Origin of the sequence: Methylobacterium sp. NPDC080182, assembly GCF_050281105.1 — a bacterium.
Lineage (GTDB): Bacteria > Pseudomonadota > Alphaproteobacteria > Rhizobiales > Beijerinckiaceae > Methylobacterium.
Genome location: NZ_JBNNWO010000013.1, coordinates 128,566 through 147,131 on the forward strand (window position 1 = coordinate 128,566; position 18,566 = coordinate 147,131).

17 protein-coding genes are annotated in these 18,566 nt (G+C 72.1%); 9 read left to right on the forward strand and 8 right to left on the reverse strand.

The genetic code is table 11. The features are described from left to right. Positions 1-77 precede the first annotated feature (77 nt). The 5 genes from cysK (at position 78) to ACQKQD_RS22425 (ending at position 2,608) form a co-directional block, all read left to right on the forward strand. The gene (cysK, locus tag ACQKQD_RS22405) at positions 78-1,052 is read left to right on the forward strand and encodes a cysteine synthase A (protein ID WP_070999936.1); all 975 of its coding nucleotides are present in this window, start codon (positions 78-80) and stop codon (positions 1,050-1,052) included. 322 nt (positions 1,053-1,374) lie between these two features. Continuing rightward, entirely contained in the window at positions 1,375-1,878 is a 504-nt protein-coding gene (locus tag ACQKQD_RS22410) for a hypothetical protein (RefSeq protein ID WP_427509603.1), read from the forward strand. 81 nt (positions 1,879-1,959) lie between these two features. Continuing rightward, positions 1,960-2,139: a hypothetical protein gene (locus ACQKQD_RS22415; protein ID WP_020093055.1), complete on the forward strand. Its 180-nt coding sequence runs from the start codon at positions 1,960-1,962 to the stop codon at positions 2,137-2,139. Further along, on the forward strand, positions 2,139-2,453 hold the full coding sequence (locus ACQKQD_RS22420; RefSeq protein WP_020093054.1) for a hypothetical protein: 315 nt from the start codon (positions 2,139-2,141) through the stop codon (positions 2,451-2,453). The genes ACQKQD_RS22415 and ACQKQD_RS22420 overlap by 1 nt, the downstream gene beginning before the upstream one ends. Beyond that, on the forward strand, positions 2,450-2,608 hold the full coding sequence (locus ACQKQD_RS22425; protein WP_020093053.1) for a hypothetical protein: 159 nt from the start codon (positions 2,450-2,452) through the stop codon (positions 2,606-2,608). Before ACQKQD_RS22420 ends, ACQKQD_RS22425 begins: the two co-directional genes overlap by 4 nt. Positions 2,609-2,657: 49 nt before the next feature. Here ACQKQD_RS22425 and ACQKQD_RS22430 read toward each other — a convergent pair whose 3' ends face one another. Together ACQKQD_RS22430 and typA are read right to left on the reverse strand one after the other, a co-directional pair. Next, complete coding sequence (locus tag ACQKQD_RS22430; RefSeq protein ID WP_419544807.1) at positions 2,658-2,909, reverse strand: RAG2 PHD domain containing protein; 252 nt, start codon at positions 2,907-2,909, stop codon at positions 2,658-2,660. A 148-nt stretch (positions 2,910-3,057) separates the two neighbouring features. Further along, the gene (gene typA, locus ACQKQD_RS22435) at positions 3,058-4,881 is read right to left on the reverse strand and encodes a translational GTPase TypA (protein ID WP_020093051.1); all 1,824 of its coding nucleotides are present in this window, start codon (positions 4,879-4,881) and stop codon (positions 3,058-3,060) included. Between the two features lie 362 nt (positions 4,882-5,243). Here typA and ACQKQD_RS22440 point away from each other — a divergent pair, with 362 nt between their 5' ends. Both ACQKQD_RS22440 and ACQKQD_RS22445 read left to right on the forward strand, forming a co-directional pair. Further along, on the forward strand, positions 5,244-7,904 hold the full coding sequence (locus ACQKQD_RS22440) for an ABC transporter transmembrane domain-containing protein (RefSeq protein ID WP_427509604.1): 2,661 nt from the start codon (positions 5,244-5,246) through the stop codon (positions 7,902-7,904). Between the two features lie 77 nt (positions 7,905-7,981). Beyond that, the gene (locus ACQKQD_RS22445) at positions 7,982-9,418 is read left to right on the forward strand and encodes a cytochrome P450 (protein ID WP_103985236.1); all 1,437 of its coding nucleotides are present in this window, start codon (positions 7,982-7,984) and stop codon (positions 9,416-9,418) included. On the opposite strand, the gene ACQKQD_RS22450 is transcribed toward ACQKQD_RS22445, so the two are convergent. The 5 genes from ACQKQD_RS22450 to minC (ACQKQD_RS22470) form a co-directional block, all read right to left on the reverse strand. Further along, a complete protein-coding gene (locus ACQKQD_RS22450; protein WP_091927166.1) occupies positions 9,408-10,292 on the reverse strand; it encodes an alpha/beta fold hydrolase in 885 nt (294 codons plus the stop codon). The two genes, ACQKQD_RS22445 and ACQKQD_RS22450, sit on opposite strands and share 11 nt — an antisense overlap. Before the next feature lie 162 nt (positions 10,293-10,454). Beyond that, a complete protein-coding gene (gene minE, locus ACQKQD_RS22455) occupies positions 10,455-10,796 on the reverse strand; it encodes a cell division topological specificity factor MinE (RefSeq protein ID WP_042672278.1) in 342 nt (113 codons plus the stop codon). Further along, positions 10,793-11,608 carry a septum site-determining protein MinD gene (minD, locus tag ACQKQD_RS22460; protein ID WP_020093046.1) on the reverse strand — a complete coding sequence of 272 codons (816 nt, stop codon included), beginning with the start codon at positions 11,606-11,608 and terminating at the stop codon, positions 10,793-10,795. Before minD ends, minE begins: the two co-directional genes overlap by 4 nt. Positions 11,609-11,621: 13 nt before the next feature. Next, complete coding sequence (minC, locus tag ACQKQD_RS22465) at positions 11,622-12,350, reverse strand: septum site-determining protein MinC (protein ID WP_020093045.1); 729 nt, start codon at positions 12,348-12,350, stop codon at positions 11,622-11,624. Between the two features lie 231 nt (positions 12,351-12,581). Then, the gene (gene minC, locus ACQKQD_RS22470; protein ID WP_056533382.1) at positions 12,582-13,250 is read right to left on the reverse strand and encodes a septum site-determining protein MinC; all 669 of its coding nucleotides are present in this window, start codon (positions 13,248-13,250) and stop codon (positions 12,582-12,584) included. 212 nt (positions 13,251-13,462) lie between these two features. On the opposite strand from minC (ACQKQD_RS22470), the gene addA reads away from it, so the two are divergent. Both addA and trxA read left to right on the forward strand, forming a co-directional pair. Then, complete coding sequence (gene addA / locus ACQKQD_RS22475; protein WP_427509605.1) at positions 13,463-16,960, forward strand: double-strand break repair helicase AddA; 3,498 nt, start codon at positions 13,463-13,465, stop codon at positions 16,958-16,960. 222 nt (positions 16,961-17,182) lie between these two features. After that, entirely contained in the window at positions 17,183-17,506 is a 324-nt protein-coding gene (gene trxA / locus ACQKQD_RS22480; protein ID WP_010682902.1) for a thioredoxin, read from the forward strand. A 123-nt stretch (positions 17,507-17,629) separates the two neighbouring features. Here the strand turns inward: trxA and ACQKQD_RS22485 are convergent, their stop codons facing one another. Then, positions 17,630-18,529, reverse strand: a complete 900-nt coding sequence (locus tag ACQKQD_RS22485) for an outer membrane protein (protein ID WP_020093042.1) — start codon at positions 18,527-18,529, stop codon at positions 17,630-17,632. Between the last annotated feature and the right edge of the window lie 37 nt (positions 18,530-18,566).

An 18,566-nucleotide genomic window follows, 5' to 3' on the forward strand; every position in this document is an offset into this window, starting at 1 on the left:
GCGAGGGCGATCCCTTGGCGGGGCCTCTCCCGGATACGACATCTGTCCGATCCGTCACCACGAGCAGGAGTTCCGCGATGGCCGATACCCTCAACGCACCGGCGAAGGTCGGCCACGGCCGTGTCTACGGCTCGATCACCGAGACGATCGGCAACACCCCTCTGGTGCGCCTGAACCGGCTGCCCAAGGAGCACGGCGTCGACGCCGAGATTCTGCTGAAGCTCGAGTTCTTCAACCCGATCGCGAGCGTGAAGGACCGCATCGGCGTCAACATGATCGACGCCCTGGAGGCCTCCGGGAAGCTCCAGCCCGGCGGCACGCTGGTCGAGCCGACCTCGGGCAACACCGGCATCGCCCTCGCCTTCACGGCGGCGGCCCGCGGCTACCGGCTCATCTTGGTGATGCCCGAGACGATGTCGCTGGAGCGGCGCAAGATGCTCGCCTTCCTGGGCGCGGAGCTGGCGCTCACGCCGGGCGCGCAGGGCATGAAGGGCGCGATCGCCAAGGCCGAGGAGCTCCTGAAGGAGATCCCGGGCTCGGTCATGCCGCAGCAATTCTCCAACCCGGCCAACCCGGAGATCCACCGGAAGACCACCGCCGAGGAGATCTGGAGCGACACGGGCGGCCAGCTCGACGCGTTCGTGGCCGGCGTCGGCACCGGCGGCACCGTGACGGGCGTCGGCGAGGTGCTGAAGCCGCGCCTGCCGAACCTGAAGGTCTTCGCGGTGGAGCCGGAGGACAGCCCGGTGATCTCCGGCGGCCAGCCCGGCCCGCACAAGATCCAGGGCATCGGCGCCGGGTTCATCCCCGACAACCTGCACACCAACATCCTCGACGGCGTCCTGAAGGTCACCAACCAGGCGGCGTTCGAGACCTCCCGGGCGCTCGCCCGGCTGGAGGGCATCCCCGGCGGCATCTCCACCGGCGGCAACGTCGCGGCGGCGCTGGAGCTGGCCAAGCGCCCCGAGTTCCAGGGCAAGCGGATCGTGACGGTCGCCTGCTCGTTCGCCGAGCGCTACATCTCCTCGGCGCTGTTCGACGGGATCGGCTGAACCCGGCATCGGAGCGGCCTTCGGGCCGCTCCCCTACGGAGCACCGATCGAATCGCACCGGCGCGGATCGCGGCGATGTGGATCCGCGCGCGCTTCCGGTCCGCCGGGGACGGACACGATCGTCGCGACCCACGGAATTTTTCATTTTATCACAGTCATACAATTATTTTTTCTTGATCAGTATCTGTCTCTTTCAAAACTTATTCGCAGCACAATACTGAGTTTTGGGCGAAAATTTCGGATCAACACTGCGATCTCCCGTGCCTGGACGCCAGAAAAACTCTCCGCTAACGCCGATCGGCGAACGGACAGCGATTCTCTCATGCGCGGCCTCCTGCTTCTCGTGTTCGGCCTCTGGGCTCAGTCGGCGATGGCCCTGGGCTTCGCTGTCCACGACCTGACCGGGCTGGCCGAGGCCGCCAGACTGGCGCTGGGACCGGCAGCCACCGCGCAGGCGGAGGCCCAACGTCTCGGCCTGCACTGCGCCGCCTGCGCGGGCGCCCCGACGATCGAGCTGCGGATCGGGCGCCTGACGGACGGGACCGAGGCCCGGGTCCGCTCCGGCAGGACGACCCTCGCGGCGCTCGAGGCGCTCTGCGTGCGGCGCAATCCGGATTGCCGGCTCTCGGCCCTGCCCGCCGGCCCGGCGATCGGCTGGTTGAGCGTGTACGCGCTGGACGGCGGCGCGGGTGCCACCGCGGTCATCCTCCGGGACGGCGATCTGCTGACGATCGAGGCCCGGGCATCGGATCGCGGGGCCGCGGAGGATGCGGCGCGGCGCCTCATGCAGGCCGTCCTGCCCCGGATCGTCGGGCCGGAGACCTGAACCGACCGCCTCCGGTCGCCCGGTCCGCGCAACCCTCCCCGGCCGCCTCCGTTGTCCTCCGAAGAGGCAGAGAGGCGAGCCATGACAGACCAGACCGGACGACCCGCGCGGGAGGGGGCCGAGGCCCCGGTGGCCGCGAAGACTGAGACGCCGCGCGAGAAGCTCGGCCAGATGGAGGACAAGGCGCGGTCCGACACGGATCTCGGCGAGGCGATCGACCGCGCCACCGCCGCCGTCGGCCAGGACGACGGGAAGCGCTGATGGTCAGGCCGACGAGCGAATCCGGCACGGTCACCCGCAAGCCCGACGACAAGGTCGGTTCGCGCGGGAGCCCGCCCGCCGGGGGCGGCCATCAGACGGCCGATCAGGCGGCGATCACCGACATGGGCTCCGGCGAGGCGCCGCGGACCGAACCGAAGGAGGGATGGGGCGCGGCCGGAGAGCCCGGGCGCGCGCCGCCGGCGGTCGGCGGCTCCTCGGGCGGCCACTCGGACCAGAAGGCTTCGCGGGGTCCGGCCGCCGACACGAAGGTCGCGGGCGGGCACTACCGGGCGGAGCGGGAGAATCGGGAATGACCGAGCGTCGCGAGACCGGCGCGCAGCCGGACAAGCCGAAGAACGTCGCCCCCGACGCGGTCAAGGACCCGAACGAGAAGACGGAGGGCAAGCCCGGCCAGGGGACGCCCGCCGGCGGAACGCAGAACGACGAGACCGATCCCGGGGGCAGCTGACGCGACCGGGATGCCGCCGCGCGACATCCCCCGCGCGGCGGCGAGCGGCTCAGGAGAGACGGAAGGGGATCGGCCCGGAAGCCAGCGGGACGTCGCCGGGACGGCAGCCGGTCTCGACGCAGGCGTAGCGGATCGCGTCCTGGCGGCTGCGGAAGATGCCTCCGGCACGCCCACCGGTCTCGACGGCGACCCAGTGACCCTCGCCGTCCTGGCCGACGAGGTATGAGGGCGGCGCGGCGGCGGCCTGCGCGAGCGACGGAAGCGGGTTCAGCGCGACGGGCATCGGTGTCACGGGGTTCACGCGGGCCTCTCGGGTCCGCCCCATCGAAGTATTGCCCCCGGCATAAGGGTTCGATGGGTCCGAGAGCGGCCAGGAATAAGGGCCACATCAGCAACCGGGCCTGAGCGCCCGGTTGCCCGTCGTTCACGTTCGGTGACGGTCGCGCGCCTCAGGCGGCGTTCTCCTTCGACCGCTCGGCCCGCTTGCGGTCGTTCGGGTCGAGGATCGCCTTACGCAGGCGGATCGACTTCGGCGTCACCTCGACGAGCTCGTCGTCCTGGATCCAGGCCAGCGAGCGCTCCAGGGTCATCCGGATCGGCGGGGTGAGGCGGACGGCCTCGTCCTTCGACGTGGTGCGGATGTTGGTGAGCTTCTTGCCCTTGAGCACGTTCACCTCGAGATCGTTCTCGCGGTTGTGCTCGCCGACGATCATGCCCTGGTACACCTTCCAGCCCGGCTCGATCATCATCGGGCCGCGATCCTCCAGGTTCCACATAGCGTAGGCCACGGCCTCGCCCTGGTCGTTGGAGATCAGCACGCCGTTGCGACGGCCCGGCATCTCGCCCTTGTAGGGCTCGTACGCCTTGAACAGCCGGTTCATGATCGCGGTGCCGCGGGTGTCGGTGAGCAGCTCGCCCTGGTAGCCGATCAGGCCGCGGGTCGGGGCGTGGAAGACGAGGCGCAGGCGGTTGCCGCCGGAGGGCCGCATCTCCAGCATCTCGGCCTTCCGCTCGGACATCTTCTGGACGACGACGCCGGAATGTTCCTCGTCGACGTCGATCACGACCTCCTCGATCGGCTCCAGCAGGCCGCCGGCCTCGTCGCGCTCGTACACGACCCGCGGCCGCGACACGGCGATCTCGAAGCCCTCGCGGCGCATGGTCTCGATCAGGATCGAGAGCTGCAGCTCGCCGCGGCCCGAGACGTAGAAGCTGTCCTTGTCGGCCGCCTCCTCGATCTTGAGCGTGACGTTGCCCTCGGCCTCCTTGAACAGGCGGTCGCGGATCATGCGGCTCGTGACCTTGTCGCCCTCGGTGCCGGCGAGCGGGCTGTCGTTGACGATGAACGACATCGTCACGGTCGGCGGGTCGATCGGCTGCGCCTGGATCGGGGTCTCGACCTGCGGGTCGCAGAAGGTGTCGGCGACGGTGCCCTTGATCAGACCGGCGATCGACACGATGTCACCCGCCTCGCCGATGTCGATCGGCGCGCGCTCCAGGCCGCGGAAGGCGAGGATCTTCGACACGCGGCCGGTCTCGACGACCTTGCCGTGACGGTCGAGCACCTTGATCTGTTGGTTCGGCTTCACCGAGCCCGCGGCGATCCGGCCGGTGATGATGCGGCCGAGGAACGGGTTGGCCTCGAGCAGGGTGCCGAGCATCCGGAACGGCCCCTCCTCGGTCCGGGCCGGCGGCACGTGCTTGAGCACGAGGTCGAACAGCGGCTCGAGGCCGACCGACGGGTCCGCGTCCGGGCTGTCGGCCATCCAGCCGTTGCGGCCCGACCCGTAGAGGATCGGGAAGTCGAGCTGCTCGTCGGTGGCGTCGAGGGCGGCGAACAGGTCGAACACCTCGTTCACGACCTCGTTGATCCGCGCGTCCGGACGGTCGACCTTGTTGATCGCCACGATCGGGCGCAGGCCGATCTTGAGCGCCTTGCCGACCACGAACTTGGTCTGGGGCATCGGCCCCTCGGCGGCGTCCACCAGCACGATCACGCCGTCGACCATCGACAGGATGCGCTCGACCTCACCGCCGAAATCGGCGTGGCCGGGGGTGTCGACGATGTTGACGCGGGTGTCCTTCCAGACGACCGAGGTCGCCTTGGCGAGGATCGTGATGCCACGCTCCTTCTCGAGGTCGTTCGAGTCCATCGCCCGCTCCTCGACCCGCTGATTCTCGCGGAAGGTGCCGGACTGGGCCAGCAGCTTGTCGACGAGGGTCGTCTTGCCGTGGTCGACGTGAGCGATGATGGCGATGTTGCGCAGTTTCATGGCGGCCCGAAACGGGTTGTGCCGGCTCCCTGGCGGCCGCGCGGCGCGGCCGTCCGCGCCGGTTCAGGTACGGAGTCGTGGTGGTTGCGTCGCAATATAAGGACGCGCGCGCTTGGGCAAGGCCGCTGAAGTCATGGGGGCCTCGCGTGACCGGGATTGCTGGGGGAAGATCGGCGTCGGGATCCGGCGCCGAGTGCCCTATATGACGGCGCGATGACACCGCGGCCGGCGGGAATCCGCGCCTATCGGGCTGTATTGGATGAAACCGGATCCCTCGGGTAGCGTATCGACCAGGATCAGGCGTCCGGCTGCGGCGATTCGGCCGTCGGGCCGCCAGGGCGGGCTTTCGTCGGAAGGACACGATGCGCGCGCTTGAGCCGCGGCTGTTCCCGTATATCTGGCGCTACTCCAAGGTCGCGCAGCTCCGGATCTGCGCCGTCGTGCTGGCGTCGCTCCCGTTCTATTTCGCCTCGCTCGACCTGCCGAAGCGCATCGTCAACGACGCGATCACGGGGAAGGCCTACGCGCACGGCGAGGCGACCGCGCCGTTCCTCGAGCTCACCGTCGAGTGGCCCGCCTTCCTGGGCGGCGGCAAGACGCACCTGTTCGAGGGGTTCCAGCTCGACCGGTTCGAGCTGCTGCTCAGCCTGTCGACGCTGTTCCTCAGCCTCGTCCTGATCAACGGCGCGTTCAAGTTCTGGATCAACCTCCAGAAGGGCATTCTCGGCGAGCGGATGCTGCGCCGCCTGCGGTTCCAGCTGTTCTCGCTGATGCTGCGCTTCTCCCCGGAGACGCAGCGGGAGGTGAAATCCTCCGAGACCGCGACGATCATCCGGGACGAGGTCGAGCCGATCGGCTCCTTCATCGGCGACGCGATCGTGGTGCCGGTGTTCCTGGGCACGCAGGCCGCGACGGCGCTGGCCTTCATCATGATGCAGAACATCTGGCTCGGCATCGCGGCCGGCGGCATGGTCGCCGTGCAGATGACCGTGATCCCGCGGCTGCGGCGAGAGATCATCCGTCTCAGCCGCCAGCGTCAGATCGCGTCCCGCGCCCTGGCCGGGCGCGTCGCCGAGGTGCTCGACGGCCTGCAGGCGGTGACGCTGAACGACACCGGCCGCTGGGAACGCGCGGAGATCGGCGGCCGCCTCTACCGGCTCTACGACCTGCGCCTGCGGATCTACCGCCGCAAGTTCGCGGTCAAATACCTCAACAACCTGCTGGCGCAGGTGACGCCGTTCCTGTTCTACGCGATCGGCGGCTACTTCGCCCTGAAGGGCCAGCTCGACATCGGCCAGCTCGTGGCGGTCCTGGCCGCCTACCGGGACCTGCCGCCGCCCCTCAAGGAGCTGATCGACTGGGATCAGCAGCGCCTCGACGTCGAGGTCAAGTACGAGACCGTGGCGGCGCATTTCGGCCCGCAGCGCCTCCTGCCGGCCGAGCACGAATCCGAGCGCGCGGCGCCCCGGCTCGGCGGGCCGCTGCGGCTGGAGGGCCTGCAGCTGCGCGATCCGCAGGGCGGCTCCCTGATCGAGGTCGGCGACGTGGAGGTGCGCCTCCCCGGGCAGGTCGCCCTGGTCCCGCCCGGGGCGATCGCGCAGGAATTCGTCCGCGTGCTCGCCGGGCTCCAGTCGCCGCCCGGGGGCACGATCCGGATCGGCGAGCACGACCTCTCGACGCTGCCGCGCCGCGACCACGCGCGGCGCATCGCCTACGCGGGCGTCCAGCCCGTGCTGTTCCCCGGGACGCTGCGCGACAACGTCCTCTACGGGCTGCGCGTGCACCCGCTGCGCACCAAGAGCCTCGACCTCAGCAAGGCGCGGATCAACGAGGCGGTGAAGACCGGCAACCCCTGCGACAGCGTCGAGGACCCCTGGATCGACTTCAAGCGCCTCGGCGTCCGGGATGCCGACGAGCTCGACGAGCGCCTGCTGGACCTGCTCGGCCGGCTCGACCTCGGCGACGAGCTCTACCGGTTCGGGCTCGGCGCCCTGAGTTCGGTCGCCCACGACACGCCGGTGGGCCAGCGCATGATCGCGGCGCGGGAGCACCTGCGCGAGCATTTCGCCCAGAAGGGTCTCGCCGACCTCGTGATCCCCTTCGCCCGGGGCCACTACAACGAGCAGGCCACCGTCGGGGAGAACCTGCTGTTCGGCGTCCCCCGCGACCCGACGCTGACGGATCCGCGCCGCCTCGCCGGCGTCCCCCTGTTCCGCGACGCGCTGGAGAAGGTGAAGCTCCTCGACGAGCTCGACCGGATGGGCGTCGCCATCGCCAGCAACCTCAAGGACATCTTCGCCGACGTGCCGCCGGGTCACCCGCTGTTCCGGCGGTTCTCGCTGATCACCCCGGACGCGCTGCCCGACTACCTGCGCCGGCTCGCGCGCCTGCCCGAGGACGGGCGGCTGAGCGAGACCGACAGCGTGGCCTTCCTGGCGCTGGCCCTCGCCTATGTCGAGCCGCGGATGCGCTTCGGGCTGCTCGACGAGACCCTGGCCAAGCGCATGGTCGGCGCGCGGGCGGTCGTGCAGGGCTTCATGCACGGCGACGACGGCTGCGACGTCGAATCCTACGACCCCAACCGGATCAACCCGCGCAGCACCGTCCTCGACAACCTGCTGTTCGGCCGCATCGACACGGCGCGGATGCACGGCGAGGCGCTGATCCAGAAGGAGGCCCGCGCGGTGTTCCGGGAGTTCGACCTGGAGCGGCCGATCCAGCGGCGCGGCCTCGAGAAGGAGGTCGGCAACCGCGGGCAGGCGCTCGCCGAGCGCGTGCGAGTGCGGGTCGGCCTCGCGCGGGCGATCCTGCGCGAGCCGGAGATCCTCGTGGTCGACCGGGTGGACGAGCACCTGGAGCGGGGCGTCGACACGCTGCTCGACGTGACCGAGACCGCCCTGCCCCGGGCGAGCCTCGTGGCGAGCCTGTCGCCGGAATCCGATCCGGCCCGGTTCCCCGCGCGCCTGCCGATCCAGAGTGCCGACCGGAGTGCCGAAGCGCGCCTGCGCGCGGCGGCGGAATGACGTAAGCGTGACCGGTCCGCGCGGGGCGCGGCCGGCGGTTTACAGGGCTGCCCGTCTCCGGCACAGGATGGCACCCCATGCCAACATTCTCGGACGCCACCGCGACCCCGGACCGGACGATCCCGAGCCTCGCCGGGACGCCGCGCGTGGTGCCGCCGCACCGCGCCCCGCCCGAGCGCGAGCTGCCGCTGCCCGCCTACCTGCGGTCGATCCGCGACAACGCGCTCGCGGGCTTCCCCCGGCGCGCCTTCGAGGAGCCGGTCACCCGCCGGGGCCTGCTCGGGCGGTCGAGCTTCGTGCTGAACGACCCCGAGGCGATCCGCCGGGTGCTCGTCGAGAATCAGGCGAACTACGCCCGCACCACCGGGACGACCCGCATCCTGCGCCCGATCCTCGGCGACGGGCTCCTGATCAGCGAGGGCTCGGCGTGGCGGCACCAGCGGCGCACCCTGGCGCCGGCCTTCACGCCGCGGGCGATCGACGGCCTCGTGCCCCACATCGCCGCCGCCGTGACCGACGGGATGGAGCGCATCGCCGCCGAGGCCGCGGCGGGGCCGGTCGACCTGTTCACGTCCTTCTACCGGCTCGCCCTCGAGATCGCCGGGCGCGCCATGTTCTCGGTGGGGATGGACCAGCACGGCGCCGAGCTGCGCCAGTTCATCGCCGAATACGCCGAGCGGATGGGGCGGCCGCACCTCCTCGACATCGTTACCCCCCCGGGCTGGCCGGTGCCCCTCGACTGGTCGCGCCGCCGGTTCCGGCGCCGGTGGATCCCCTTCCTCGACCGGATCATCGCGGCGCGCCGGGCGGTCGAGGGGGACAGGTCCCGCTCGGGCGATTTGCTCGACCTGCTCGCGGCCGCGCGCAATCCCGATACCGGCGCCGCCTTCACGCCCGACGAGCTGCGCGACCAGGTCGCCACCATGATCCTGGCGGGCCACGAGACCACGGCCGGCACGCTGTTCTGGGCGGCCTACCTGCTGGCCCTCGCGCCGGAGGTGCAGGAGCGGGTCGCCGCCGAGGCGCGGGCCGCCGACCTCGCCGACCCCACCGGCTGCCAGAGCGACGGGCGGCTGCCGCTCACCCGCGCGGTGATCGACGAGACCCTGCGCCTGTACCCGGCGGCCTTCGTGGTCGTCCGGCGGGCGCTGGGCCCGGACACAGTGGCGGGCCACGCCGTGAAGGCGAGCGACATCGTTATGGTGAGCCCCTGGGTGCTGCACCGCCACCGGTCGCTCTGGCCGGACCCGGACGCGTTCGATCCGGGCCGCTTCCTGCCCGGCGCCCAGGCCCCGCGGCGCTTCGCCTACCTGCCCTTCGGGGCCGGCCCGCGGGTCTGCATCGGCGCGCAGTTCGCCCTGAGCGAGGCCGTCCTCTCCCTGGCGCGGGTGCTCCAGCGGTTCCGGCTGGTGCTCGACGAGCGCGAGCCGGTGCTGCCCCAGGCGGTCGTGACGACCCAGCCCGATCGCCCGGCGCGCTTCCGGCTGATTCCCCGCGCGCCGGTCAGCCCCTGATCCCGGTGATCGTCGCCGAGATCGCCCGGGGGTCGCGCATCGGCCAGCGGCCGCTCTCCACCTGCGCCAGGAAGTCGTCCAGCAGGCGGTTGTAGGCGTCGGGCTCCTCGACCGAGAGGGCGTGGCCGGTATTGGGCAGCATGGCGAGGGCGGCGGAGGGGATGACCCGCTTGAGCATCAGGCTCGGGGTGAGGCAGGGCCAGTCCTCGTCGCCGGCAACGATCAGGGTCGGGACGGTCATGCGCCCCAGCTCGTCCGTGAGATCGTAGAGCGACGGCCGCCCCTTCTGCACGCCGGCCTGGGTGTTGGCCGAGCCGAGGGCCGAATGCTCGGCGAGCATCCGCCTGAACTCGGCGTGCCCGCGCGGGTCCTTGGTCTCGAACTGCACCCGCGTCGGCCCGACGGCGTAGCGCTCCGCGAAGGCCGCCATGCCGTCGCGGAGGAGCATCGCGGCGGTGGCGTCCGCCTCGGCGCGGAACAGCGCCTGCCGCTCGGGCTCCGCGCCGTAGCCGCAGCCGCCGAGGCACAGCGACAGCGCGCGGTCGGGGTGCCGCAGGCCGAAATGCAGGGTCGCGAAGGCACCCATGGAGATGCCGGCGACGTGGGCCTTCGGCGCGCCGAGATGGTCAAGGACGGCCAGGATGTCGTCGGCGGCGCGCGCCTGCGCGTAGGCCGAGACGGCCTCCGGAACGTCGGAGGGCGGGTAGCCCCGGGCGTTGAACGCGACCGCGCGGTAGCGCCGGCCGAAATGGCGCAGCTGCGCCTCGTAGCTGCGGTGATCGCCGGCGAACTCGTGGACGAAGATCAGCGGCGTCCCCTGGCCGCTCTCCTCGTAGTGGAGCCGTATCCCGTCGTCAGTCGTGGCGCTCGGCATGGCGATCCTCTCATCGGCCTCCCCCGGGTTTCCGAGATGGCGCGACGGGGCGCCCGGTCGAGAGTCGGGACCGGAGTTCGTGGAAGGAACGACGAAGCCGCACCCGGCGGACCGGGCGCGGCGCGTGGATCTCCGTGCCGGCGGGGACGCTCCCCGCCCGGCTCAAGCGGCCTTCTTGGAGGAGGCCGGCTTGGCGGCCCCCTTCTTGGCGGCGACCTCGGCGAGCTTCGCGGCCAGCTTGGCGTCGAGCTTGCCCGAGGCACCGAGCGGAAGCTCGATGTCGAGGCCGAGGGTCGAGACACCCTCGCCGCGCTCCAGGGTGACCTTCACCTTGTCGGGCTCCACCGCGACGTGGTTGGCGATCACCGCCAGGATCTCCTCCCGGAGCTGGATCACGAGGTCGGGGCGACCCGACTCCGCGCGCTCGTGGGCGAGGATCAGCTGCAGGCGGTCGCGGGCGACCGCGCCGGAGCTGCGCTTCTGGAACAGTCCCAGGATGCTCACGCCGCCCTCCGCATGAACAGCTTGTCGAGGAAGGACTTGCGCTCGACCGGCAGGCTCATCGGCACGGACTCGCCCTTGAGCCGGCGGGCCGCGTCGGCATAGGCCCGCGCCGGGGCGCAGAGCGGGTTGTTCAGCGTCACCGGGCAGCCGAGGTTCGAGGCGCGCAGCACCTCCTGGCTCTCCGGGATGATCGCGAGCAGCGGGATCGACAGGATGTCGAGCACGTCCTCGGTCTTGAGCATGTCGCCGCGGTCGGCCCGCATCGGGTCGTAGCGGGTGAGGATCAGGTGCTTCTCGATGTCCTCGCCCTTCTCCGCCTTGGCGGTCTTGGAATCGAGGAGGCCGATGATCCGGTCGGAGTCGCGCACCGAGGAGACCTCGGGGTTGGTCACGACCACCGCCACGTCGGCGTGGTGCATGGCGAGTTGGGCGCCGCGCTCGATGCCGGCGGGGGAGTCGCAGATCACCCAGTCGAACTTCGCGCGCAGCTCGTCCATCACCCGGGCCACGCCCTCGTCGGTGAGCGCGTCCTTGTCGCGGGTCTGCGAGGCCGGCAGCAGGTGCAGGGTCTCGAGCCGCTTGTCCTTAATCAGCGCCTGCGGGAGCTTGGCGTCGCCGTTGACCACGTTGATGAGGTCGTAGACGACCCGGCGCTCGGCGCCCATGACGAGGTCGAGGTTGCGCAGGCCGACGTCGAAGTCGACGACGCACACGCTCTGCCCGCCCTGGGCCAGGGCCGCTCCGAGGGCTGCGGTCGTCGTCGTCTTGCCGACGCCGCCCTTGCCCGATGTGACGACGAGAACCTTTGCCACGCGTCGATCTCCCTTAATCCAGGCTTGCCATTCGGATGTTGCCGCCATCGAGCCAGACCTGGGCGGCCTTGCCGCGCAGGGCCGTGCCCATGTCCTCCGCCGTCCGCACGAGGCGGTCGATCCCCAGCAACTCGGGTTCGAATTTGCGGCAGTAGATTCGTGCGCGCGGGTTACGCGCGGCTCCGGCGATCGCGCGACCGCGCAGGGCGCCGTAGACGTGGATGGAGCCGCCGGCCAGGATCTCGGCCCCGGAGGAGACGGACCCCATCACGGTCACGTCGCCGGTCGGGTTGATGACGCTCTGTCCGGAGCGGACCGAGCCCTCGACGGTGATCGAGGTGACCACCTGCGGCTCCGGCTCGGCCGGGACGCTCGGGATCTCGATCGTCTCGGACGGGTGCCCCTTGACCAGCAGCGGCGGCAGGCCGTCCACCACCGCGTCGGCCCCCTCGATGCCCAGGACCGCGATGCCGCGGGCCTTGAGCTCGTTCATGAGCGTCTCGAGCGCGTCCGGCTCGGGCTTGAGCTGGGCGCAGTCCAGGATGACGGCCCGGCCTTTCAGCAGGGTCGGCGAGCGCTTGAGCGCCGCGTCGAGGCCCGCGAGCCACTCGGGGAGCGGCGGCTCGGGGGAGAGGGCCAGGGCCTTGAAGGCCCGCCCGCGCAGGCTGAGCGGCCGGGGCGCGGAAGGAGCCGCCGCTGTGGCGGTCTCCGGGTCGATCGGCTCGGGGAGGGTGTCGCTCATGTCCGCCCGTTAAGAGTCCTTACCGGACCATTGACGGCGGGTATGGTTACCGAAGGGTTAAGTTTCTGATCCGGTCGGCAAATTCTGCCGGGATCCTTGTATCGGGGCAGCGGAGGATGGTCTCACGCCCTCGGGCGCGCGTCGCGGGGGGCTCGGCCCCAGTCTCCGTGGGTTCTGCGCGGGCGGAAAGGCCGTTAACCGACGGCCCGAACGCCGGAGCTGCGAAGCCTCTCAACCTCGCTCGAACAGGTTCAGCTTGATCGCGTCCTCCAGCAGCCGCACCTCCACGGCCTGCCCCCGGAAGGCCGGGTCGAGGTCGTCGGCGGCGCGGTAGAGACCGTCGATCGCGACCAGCTCCGGCTCGAACCGCCGGCACCAGATCCGCGCCGTCGGGTTGCCGGCGGCGCCCGCGATCGCGCGGCCGCGCAGGGCGCCGTAGACGTGGATCGAGCCGCCCGCGATGACCTCGGCGCCCGACGCCACGGCGCCCAGCACCGTGACGTCGCCCTCGAGGTGCAGGACGGTCTGGCCGGAGCGCACGGGCGCGTCGAGGATCAGCGAGCGGGCCGTCTCCCGGGCCTGCGGCTCGGCCGGCGCGGGCGCGTCCGCGGCCGACTCGTCCGGGGCGGCGATCTCCCCCGCGGGGCGCCCGCCCGACAGGGCCGGCGGGGTCGCGGAATCCAGGAGCGACGGCGCCGCGCCCTCGATCCCCAGGATCGGGATGTTGCGGGCGGCCAGCTCGGCGAGCAGACCGTCGAGATCCTCGCGGTTGAGCCGCAATCCGGACAGGTCGAGGATCACCGGCCGGCCGGCGAAGAAGTTCGGGGCACGGCGGTTGAGGGCGTCGAGGTCGCCGAACCAGTCGGCGACCGGGGGGATCGGCGCCAGGACGGTGGCCATGAAGGAGCGGCCGCGGAAGCGGATCGGCGGGCGCGCCGGCTCGGATGTCGGCTGGGTCACGGGCGTGTTCGGTGTGCGCGGAAGGGATCGTCTGCATCCATGGGACGGCGCCGCGCCGGGGGCAATCCCGCGAGGGCCGGTGTGACGCCTTGGCGGGCCCGCGGGCGCGTTTCTGTTGTAGAGAGAGCCGGCAGCCGAGCCGGACCGGACCGTTGAGCAGCGCCACCCCGCACGCCCCCGCCCCCTTCGTCGTCGACGACCTGACCCGCGCCAACCAGCGTCGGGCGGCCGACCCGCGCGCCTCGGCCTGGGTCTCGGCCAACGCCGGCGCGGGCAAGACCAAGGTCCTCACCGACCGGGTGGTCCGGCTGCTCCTCGACGAGGCGCCGCCCGGCCGGATCCTCTGCCTGACCTTCACCAAGGCCGCCGCGGCCAACATGGCGATCCGCGTCTTCCGGCTGCTCGGCCGCTGGGTCACGCTGGACGACGAGACCCTCGCCGCCGAACTCGCCGAGCTCACCGGTGAGCGCGCCGGGCCCGAGCGCCTGCGCCTGGCGCGCCGCCTCTTCGCCCGGGCGGTCGAGACGCCGGGCGGCCTCAAGATCGAGACGCTGCACGCCCTGTGCGAGCGGCTGCTCCACATGTTCCCCTTCGAGGCGAACGTGCCGGCCCGCTTCGTGGTGCTCGACGAGGCCAAGGCCCGGGAACTGTTCGACATCGAGATGGCCAACGTCCTGGCCGACGCCGTCGCGAACGGCGACACGCCGCTCAGCGCGGCCCTCGCGCGGGTCACGCCGGAAGCCACGGGCGACACCCTGCGGGCGGCGATCCGGGCGGCCATGCGGGCGCGGAGCTTCATCGGCGACGCCGCCGGCCTGGAGCGGGCCTTCGGGCGGCTGCACGGGGCGCTGGGACTGGCGGCCGAGGAATCCGCCGAGCGGATCGAGGCCGGGATCCTCGAGGGCGGTCCCGGGTGCCGCCCGGAGGAGCGCGCCGCGCTGGTCGCGGCGCTGCGCACCGGCAAGGCCAACGACGAGAAGCTCGCCGACGCGCTCGAAGCCGCCGAGGCCGAGCGGCTCCGCGCGGCGGACCTTCCCGACCGGGCCGAGGCGCTCGCCCTCTACCGCGCGGTCTTCTTCACCCAGAAGGACGAGCCCAAGGCCGACAGCAGCCTCGGGACCAAGGGCGTGCCGGCCGGCGCCAAGGCGGCGCTGCTCGCCGAGCGGGACCGGCTGGATCCGCTGTTCGACCGCCTGCGCGCCGCCCGGGCCCACGCCCGCACCCAGGCGCTGTTCCAGATCGCCGCCGAGATCCACCGCCGCGTCGAGGCTCAGAAGGCGCGCCTCGGCGCCCTCGACTTCGACGACCTGATCCACAAGGCGCTGGACCTGCTCGGCCGCGTCGGCGCCGGCTGGGTCCTGTACAAGCTCGACCGCGGCATCGACCACGTCCTCGTCGACGAGGCGCAGGACACGAACCCGGAGCAGTGGGCGATCCTGCGGGCGATCACGCAGGAATTCGCCGCCGGCGAGGGCGCGCGGTCCGGCAGCCGCACGCGCTTCGCGGTGGGCGACCCCAAGCAGTCGATCTACGGCTTCCAGGGCGCGGAGCCGCGGGAATTCGCCCTGACCCGCGCGTCCTGGATCGCGGAATCGCGCTCGGCCGGACTGACCTTCGAGGACGTGCCGCTCACCCTGTCGTTCCGCTCGACCGGCCTCGTCCTGCGCGCCGTCGACGCGGTCTTCGCCCTCGACGCCCACAACGAGGGCCTGTCGTTCGAGGACACGGTGCGCACGACCGTCCACGCCAGCGCCCGCCCGGGCGCGCCCGGCGCCGTCGAGCTGTGGCCGATCGCCGAGCCGGAGCCGGCCGCGGAGCCCGATGCCTGGACCGCCCCCGTGGACGCGCCCGAGACCAGCGCTCCCGCGATCGTCACCGCCCGCCGGGTGGCGCAGGCGGTGCGCGCCTGGACCACCGCGGGGGACGCGACCGGCCGGATCTGGCGCCCCGGGGACGTCCTGATCCTGGTCCGGAAGCGCGGGCCGGCCTTCGAGGAGGTGATCCGCGCCCTGAAGGGGCTCGGCGTCCCGGTCGCCGGGCAGGACCGGCTCGAGGTCTCCGCCCACATCGCGGTGGCCGACCTGGTCGCCGCCGGCCGGGCGGGCCTCCTGCCGGCCGACGACCTGACCCTCGCCACCGCCCTCAAGACGCCGCTCGTCGGGCTCACCGACGAGGACCTCGTGCGGATCGCCGCCCGCCGCGACCTCGCCGAGACCCTGGAGGATGCCCTGCACCGCCACGCCGCGGCGGGCGACGCGGCCGCGCGGCGCGGGCTCGAGGCCCTGTCGGGCTGGATCGCCCTGGCGGGGCTCCACGGCCCGTTCGGCTTCTACGCCCGGCTCCTCGGGCCGCAGGGCGGCCGGGCCAAGCTGGTCGCCCGCCTCGGCGGCGAGGCCGGGGACGCGATCGACGTGTTCCTCGCCGCCGCCGCCCAGGCCGAGACCGGCGAGGACGCGCCGTCGCTGGGCGGCTTCCTCGCCCGCTACGTCGGGGCCGAGGCCGGCCACACGGTCAAGCGCGACCTCGAATCGGGCCGCGACGAGGTCCGGGTCATGACGGTCCACGGCGCCAAGGGCCTGGAGGCGCCGGTCGTGGTGATCCTCGACGGGTGCGAGCCCCTCGGCCGCAACGATCCGCCCCTCCTGCCGCTCCCGGCGACGGAGATCGCCCTGCCGCCGGTCTGGTCGGGCGGGCGGACGCAGGACTGCGCCGCCACCGACGCGGCGCGGGCGGCCCTGCTCGCCAAGGCCCGCCAGGAGCACAACCGCCTGCTCTACGTCGCCATGACCCGCGCGGCCGACCGGCTGATCGTGGCGCCCTTCCGCGGCCACGAGCGCGAGACCGAGGCGGCGTGGTGCCGGATGATCCAGGCCGGCCTGGAGGCGGCACTCGGCGCCGGCCGGGCGCTGGAACTCCCCTACGGGCCCGCGACCCTCTGGCAGGACGGCGCCCCGCCGGATCCCGCCCCCGCCGCGGGTGCCGCGTCTGCCGGAGCGGAGGCCGGGTCGGAGCCCGACTGGCTGCGCGGCCCGGTGCCGCCGGAACCGACCCCCGAGACCCTGAACCCGTCCGGCGCCCTGCAGGCGGCGGACGGCGCGCGCGTGCCGCCGCCGCGCCTCGCCGACGCGCAGGCCCGGCGCCGCGGGATCCTGACACACGCCCTGCTGCAGCACCTGCCCCGGGTCGAGCCGGACCGCCGGGAGACGGCCGGGCGCGCCTTCGTGCAGGCCCGGGCGCCCGGTCTGCCGCGCGCGGCCGCGCCCGCGATCGTCCGGTCGGTCCTCCGGATCATCGACGCCCCCGACCTCGCGCCGCTCTTCGCCCGGGACGCCCGCGCGGAGGTGGCGCTGTCGGGGCGTGTCCGTGCCGGCGGGACAGAGAGGGTGGTCCAGGGGCGCGTCGACCGCCTCGCCGTGACGGCGGACATGGTGCACCTCGCCGACTTCAAGACCGGGCGCCCGCCCGAGCCCGGCGCGCCGCTGCCCGCCGCGGAGGCCGGCCAGATCGCCCTCTACGCGCGCCTCCTCGCGCAGATCTACCCGGGCCGGACGATCCGGCCGATTCTCGTCTGGACCTCGGGGCCGGTGATCCGCGCCCTCGATTCCGACGACGTCGCGACGGCCCTGGACCGGATCGGGATCGAGGCGTGACCCGTGCCCCGGGGCGCGTGCCCGGAAGCGGTCCGCATGCGCCAGCGCACGTCGCGGCGCGGCGATTCACCGAGAGAGCCGTGCGTCCCGGGCACCGCCGCCCTCCGCCGGCGACCGGACTTCTTGACCGGGCGCCGGGCCGTCGCCAATTCTGACCGGACCGCGCGGGCCTCTGCCCGTTCGACGCCGCCCGACGGGCGGCGGATTCCGAAAGGTGACGTTATGGCGACGGTGAAAGTAACCGACGCGAGCTTCGAGCAGGACGTTCTCAAGTCCGCCGAGCCCGTCGTGGTGGATTTCTGGGCGGAGTGGTGCGGCCCCTGCCGTCAGATCGGCCCGGCCCTCGAGGAGATCGCGACCGACCTGCAGGGCAAGGTGAAGATCGCCAAGGTCAACGTCGACGAGAACCCGCAGATCGCCGCCCAGTACGGCATCCGCTCGATCCCGACGCTGCTGCTCTTCAAGAACGGCGAGCGCGTGGACCAGAAGGTCGGCGCCGCACCGAAGGGCGACCTGTCGCGCTGGATCGGCGCCCAGACCGCCTGAACCGGCCACACGGTTCCGAACGACAAAAAGAAAGCCCGGCCGCGAGGCCGGGCTTTCTCGGTTTCGAGCCCAAGTTTTTTATTTCGGGATCCCGGTGCTTGGCCCGGGATCCCGTATTCCGTCTCAGTACGAGCCGAACTTGTAGTTCAGGCCGGCGCGGACGACGGCGAAGGCGTTCTCGTTCCGGCTGGCGCCGGCGAGCGAGTACACCGGCACGAGGCCGACCGGGGAGATCGCAGCACCAACCAGCGGCGCCTGGGCGCGGCCGTTGTTGTTGTCGAGGTTCACGTACAGACCTTCGACCTTCAGCGTGACGGCCGAAGAGCGGAAGAAGTTCAGGAACGAGTCGGTGGGCAGGGCGTACTCGACACCGCCGCCGACCGTCCAGCCGGTCTTGAAGTCGTTCCGGCGGCCGGCGAAGTTCTGCAGGCCGACGCGAGCGCCGTCATCCGTGCCGGTGGCGTAGGCGAAACCGCCGGTGGCGTACACGAGGGTCCGGTCGAAGGCCCAGCCGAGACGACCGCGGACGGTGCCGAAGAAGTCGATGGTGTTGAGCGTGCCGTTGACCGGGATGAAGCCCGGGTTGATCGCCACGGCGTTGGTGGCGAAGCGGGCGCGACGGCCGAAGTCGAGGTACTGGGCGTCAGCCTCGAAGCCGATCACGGCGCCGGAGCCCGGGGTCAGCTGCCAGTTGTAGCCGATCTGGCCACCGCCCGAGAAACCCTCGCGGCTGTCGTTGCTGTAGACCAGCGACGAGCCGTTCGGCAGCAGGGCCTGGTAGGGGACGAGACCGCCCGGAACCAGAGCGACCGGGTTGCCGGGCGTCTGGACGAAGCCGCGGGTGGAGTTGCTGCTGGCGTCGAACGCGTAGCCGGCGTTGATACCGAAGTAGGCGCCGGTCCAGGTGAACACCGGAACGGGGGTGAACACCGGCGGCGGCGCGGCGCGGCGCGGCAGGTCGGCGGCCGAAGCGGCGGCCGTGAGCGCGGTGAACGCCGCGAGAGAGGTGAGAAGCTTCTTCATTACTGTGATCCCCAGCATAAGCCCGATCGCCGGTGAA